Origin of the sequence: Chryseobacterium sp. HMWF035 (genome assembly GCF_003094695.1) — a bacterium.
Classification (GTDB): Bacteria; Bacteroidota; Bacteroidia; order Flavobacteriales; family Weeksellaceae; genus Chryseobacterium; species Chryseobacterium gambrini.
The window spans coordinates 1,468-6,427 of the sequence record NZ_QEHP01000151.1; the positions used below are offsets into that span (position 1 = coordinate 1,468).

Genomic DNA, 4,960 nt, shown 5'->3' on the forward strand with positions numbered 1-4,960 from the left:
AATAACTGTATTGTTTACAACCTGCTGCTGAAGGGACTGATTATTCTGTGCAATGGTTTGAAGAATACTTGTAAAAGAAGGCAGGGAAGACAATGCCTGTGCAACTGACGGCATCCCAAATATTCTGCATACTGAAGAAGCATCATCTTTGTCTAAAGCTCTTTCGATGGCAGCTGCATCAATTTCAGGACGGAATTCAAAGTTAAATTCAGGTAACTCCGGCGCAGGAATTGTCCTTACCATTTCCTCATTTAGTTTTCTAAGCTCTTCCTGAGAGTTTTCATCCTTCATAAATAATTCAGGATGTGCAATACTCATTTTTGAAAGATAAGCAATCCTGCTTTCCGCCATCTTTTTACGGCTGGCTAATTCTTCCAATTGATTCTGATATTCTTTTCTTGCAGGAGCCACTTCTCTTTCATAATTTGCCAAAGCTTCTTTATAAGCATCCTGATACTCTTTTTGGTAGGCTTTTTCCAATTTTTCTAAAGAATCCTGTAGTTTTTCATTTGCCTGAAGATTAATTTTAGCTTCTGCAAACTTCATATTCTTATCATTATAGGCTACTTTCGGAGCCGCAACAACAGGCTGGTCTGCCATTCTTGAAGTTCCTGAAGCAGTTGATGATGAAGCATTATTTACTTTGAAGAGCTCTTTAGGAAGGACTACTTTTGCTTTGATGACATCATTATATACATCTTCGGCTCCATCAGTATAAACAGAGAGAATATGATTTAGATGCAAAAACTGCATGAGTGTTTCCTTAGCATAGAAATCTTTTTGTGTGGTTACCTGATAAACCAAATTATCCCAAAGACCTGAATCTATTGCAGGCATTGCTTTTTTAGTTGTTACCAAATAGTCTTTGTATTCCTTGATTTTAGCATCAAATTCCGCCTTGGAAGCTGTTGCTTTATTTCTCGCTACCCATACTGCCAGATCATAAAATACAGAATCCTTTGCTTTTAAGGTTTGTTCTGTTTCTACAGTTAACGGAAGGGAAGATGGAGACTCACAAAGTTTTTGCAAGGAAGTCGATGCGTTCAGCTTTTGGTCAAATACTCCTTTCTGGGTATCTTTTCTAAAGATAAATCTTCTTTCCAAATTTTTAGGATTGGATAATTCCGCATTTCTACTGGTCGCGAATCTGAAAAGTGTCTGCGATGCGTTATTATTGGTATTTAAATTATTTGTTGACATTTTTTTGTAAATTTGTTTGTTTTTATGCTGTAGGCTTGCTTATCACTTCTTACCTCCAGCAGTTTGTTTAGATTTTTGAAAGTTTCTTTTTAGTAGAATACTTTCGAGGATTTAGCATTGTTTTTTAAGGTGGTCTCCTGCTAATGGATGTCCACCTTACTTCTCAATCGGGAGCATACTATTATTTTTTTTAAATTGTTAGTGATTAATTGTTAATTTATTTTTTTTCTGCTTCTTTGTTGTTACACTGTTACATTTTTAAATTGTTACATTATTGCGTTTCTTCATTGTTTCTGTTGCAAAGAAAATGTACCGTTGCGTCAAAAATCGACGTTTTGAGAAAAAAGTTTAAGTTTTTTGAAAATTGGGATAACTCACTTATAATCAATGAAAAAAGTTTCATCTCATCCTCGTAACTCATTGATAATGGTTTGGACTGAAAAAATGGGTGTTTTTGGCGTTACGAAACCTGTTGCGACACGGACTTTTTGTTTTTTTTCAAGTTTATGGTTGCGTTTCTGCTAAATTCATAATAAAATGAGATTTTCATACCGCATTTTGAACATCTCATAATTTTTAGATAAAAAAGAGGTGTTTTTTGACCTATTTTATTTTTCCTGATTTTTTAATTTTCCGTTTTAGAAAATTCGTTTCTTCATTATTATCTGTTTTAATCAATTTCCGTCTTTTAAATCTTCGATGTGACGGATGAGCAGCCAAAGGATAATGGGAAAACCGATGTTTCCGATCAGCCAGGACTGGTTGCTTTGAACATAAAATTCAAAACGCTGTAAGTCTTTTATCAAAAGCGCAATGACGTACATCGTCAGTCCATAGAGTAAATACCGAAGGGGAAGACTCAGATAGGTTCTCTTATTATAGCTGAACCCTAAAACTCCGCCCCAAAGGGCAATACTCACAACATGGAGCATAAGGATTAAATTATTGGTTTCCATCTTCTTCTTTTTTAGAGTTAAACTTTTTATCCATTGCTGCGATCACCCAATCTTTTACCAATCCTTTATCCATTAACTGAAGTAAAATACTCGGTGCGAAAATGGAAGAAAAAAGACTCAGGAAATACATTTTAAATTCTGAAAATCCTGCATATTTTACCAAAAGGGAAACGATAATGCTGATCAGAATGGAAAGAAATACATTCCAAAAACTGGTTTTGATCTTATGGTCTATAATATCCTTGATGATGGTGATGAGTAATCCGAACAGTACAAATACTGCCCATAAAATATCCGATTTGCCGATGTCTACGCCCAGATAATGATCTGAGCCGAAGACGATGCCTGATGTGGTCAGTGCATAGAGCATACTTTTTAAAAATAATAATTTCATTGGTTTGTTATTTATTGATTTGTTGTTAATTTTAATCTTCTAATCAAATAATCACATAGCCCTGCTTGTCTTTTGGAAGTTTGGACAGGATTCTCCAATTGCAGATTATTGTTCCTTTTTTTGAGGCCAGACTTCGTTTTTCAAAATGAGGAAGGTCTTTAAATTTAATCCAGTTTCCGCCCCAATTCCAGCCGTATTTAGCAAAAATTTTCACACACTCATACCAATCGGAAATGGTATCGTTATCCCAATCTTTGGCGGTGTCCCAGCTAACAGTATTTCCGTCAATGAGCATACAGATGTCTACTGCCAATCCATAATTATGGATGCTTTGCCCGGCTTTGGCATTGGTGACTTTCTTTCCATTTGTAATTCTTCCTATAGCATACAGTTTTTCCTGCTCTTCAAAGGTTCTTAGACCTTGAGTAATTCTTATCTTTGCCTTTCCGGTAAGAGATCTGTTGCATTCTTCAATGATTTTTTTGACTTCTTCTCTTACCAAAGGATGAAGTTTTTCTATTCGTTGTTCTGTGATGGTGTCCATATTTTTAATTGTTAGTTGTTAAATTTTAAGTTTCTTTTCTCTACTTTTTTATTTTTACAATACTTCTTTTTTACATTGCTACATTTATAGTTTGTTTTCGTTTCCTCGTTGTTTCCGTTGCAAAGAAAATGTACCGTTGCGTCAAAAATCGACGTTTTGAGAAAAAAGTTTAAATTTTCTGAAAATTATTATAACTAATTTATAATCAGTGAGAAATATTTTATTCTAGGCTCGTAACTCATTGATAATGGTTTTGGCTGAAAAAATGGGTGTTTTTGGCGTTACGAAACCTGTAGCGACACTGACTTTTGATTTTTATCAAAATTGGGTTTCGTTTTTTGATAACTTCATATTGAAATAGGGTTTTTCTCTATGGCGTTTTATAGATATCTCAATTTTGAACAAAAAAAAGAGTGATCCTTTCTGCTGTTATGCCTTTTTCTATTTTGCAGTCATTTTATTTTTTATATTATTTTTTGCTCAAACAGAATGGTCTGTTGCGTTCCGGCGTGTCATAACAATTTGTATTTTTGTTTACTTTTTTAGTAAGTTTTACTTACATCAAAACAAAAAAACACCCTTATGAAAAAAGATTTTTACCTGATGCGTTACGCGCTTATTATACGAAGACTCGAAAAGTCTCCTGCAACCTATAAGCAGCTGAAAAGCTATTTGCTTAATTCTTTTGAGTTTCAGGATGCAGGGATCAAGGAGTATTCTATCCGTACATTGCAAAGGGATCTTTCCGAAATTGATAAATTGTTTGGTCTTACCGTTTCCAACAGAAGAAACGGAGACAACTGCTACTATATTGAAAGCCGTCCGGAAATGGAGATTGACGAGTACAATCAGAAGTTATTGGAAACCTACCAGATGGGAAACGCTCTGAATGCAAGTTATTCCCATTCAGACGCTATTTTTTTTGATAACCGTAAACCGGGCGGGCTTAATCATATTTATAATCTATTTTTTGCTATCCGTAACCGAAGGATCAGCAAATTTCATTATTATAATTACCAGACCCGGAAGATTACACCAAGAAAAGTGCATCCTTTGGCGTTGAAGGAGTCCAGAGACCGTTGGTATCTGATTGCAATGGATGGTAAGGATAAAAAACTAAAATCTTTTGGACTGGACAGGATCAGTAATTTATCGGTTACCGAAGCGATGTACGCCAATGACTACGATTACAATTTCAGGGAGTATTTTAAAAATGCTTTTGGAGTAATGAAGTTAGATGACCAGTCTCCCAAGAAAATTGTCATCGAGTGTTCGCGACAACAGGGCGAATACATTATAGGGTTTCCGCTGCATCATTCCCAGAAAGTGGTTGGCGAAATTGACAAAAGCATTGTTTTTGAGTTTTTCCTGCATCCTACCTACGATTTTTTGCAGGAGATTCTTTCTTATGGTAAAGAAGTGAAGGTAATTGAACCTCAAAGTTTGATCAACGAGATTAAAGTCCATCTTATGGAATCTATGAAGAATTATTTCTGATAAGGAATTGACGTTTTTTTACAATTTGATAACAAAAAAGAAACAGTCAATAAAATAAAATCGCTGTTACTTTTTATAGCTTTATACTAAAATCTAATTTCATTTTGTTTTTCTAATTAGTCATTCCTTAAAAAGCTAATTTTTCATTTTGAAAATTATACTTGCCTAAAAAGATTTTGAAAACAAGTTCAAACCAAAGGATCAATTGTTTTTTAATTTGGTTTAATCTCATCTTCAAATTGTATCCAATTCCTGCTAATAAGGCATTATGAATATCTCCATCCACTCCTTTTAGGAAGTTTAATCCTAAGGAGTGGTTTCTTTTTAAATGCGAGATACAAGTTTCTATTGCTGCTCTTGCCCGGAATC

General features: G+C 34.5%; 5 protein-coding genes and 1 pseudogene. 1 reads left to right on the plus strand and 5 read right to left on the minus strand.

Annotated features, from left to right (window positions below; translation table 11 throughout):
- From DD829_RS22935 to DD829_RS22950, 4 genes are all read right to left on the minus strand, one after another.
- Positions 1 to 1,200, minus strand: a 1,200-nt coding sequence (locus DD829_RS22935) for a hypothetical protein (protein ID WP_194294711.1), incomplete at its 3' end; no start/stop codon positions are given.
- Between the two features lie 674 nt (positions 1,201 to 1,874).
- On the minus strand, positions 1,875 to 2,156 hold the full coding sequence (locus DD829_RS22940) for a hypothetical protein (RefSeq protein ID WP_108409525.1): 282 nt from the start codon (positions 2,154 to 2,156) through the stop codon (positions 1,875 to 1,877).
- Positions 2,143 to 2,550, minus strand: coding sequence for a hypothetical protein (locus DD829_RS22945; RefSeq protein WP_123906976.1), 408 nt, complete (start codon positions 2,548 to 2,550; stop codon positions 2,143 to 2,145). Before DD829_RS22945 ends, DD829_RS22940 begins: the two co-directional genes overlap by 14 nt.
- Positions 2,551 to 2,593: 43 nt before the next feature.
- Positions 2,594 to 3,094 carry a M15 family metallopeptidase gene (locus tag DD829_RS22950; RefSeq protein WP_108409527.1) on the minus strand — a complete coding sequence of 167 codons (501 nt, stop codon included), beginning with the start codon at positions 3,092 to 3,094 and terminating at the stop codon, positions 2,594 to 2,596.
- A 582-nt stretch (positions 3,095 to 3,676) separates the two neighbouring features.
- Between DD829_RS22950 and DD829_RS22955 the strand changes: the two genes are divergently transcribed.
- Positions 3,677 to 4,591: a helix-turn-helix transcriptional regulator gene (locus DD829_RS22955; RefSeq protein WP_116548202.1), complete on the plus strand. Its 915-nt coding sequence runs from the start codon at positions 3,677 to 3,679 to the stop codon at positions 4,589 to 4,591.
- Positions 4,592 to 4,718: 127 nt separating this feature from the next.
- Here DD829_RS22955 and DD829_RS24275 read toward each other — a convergent pair.
- Positions 4,719 to 4,960 (minus strand): annotated as a pseudogene (locus DD829_RS24275) (hypothetical protein); the annotation flags it as partial.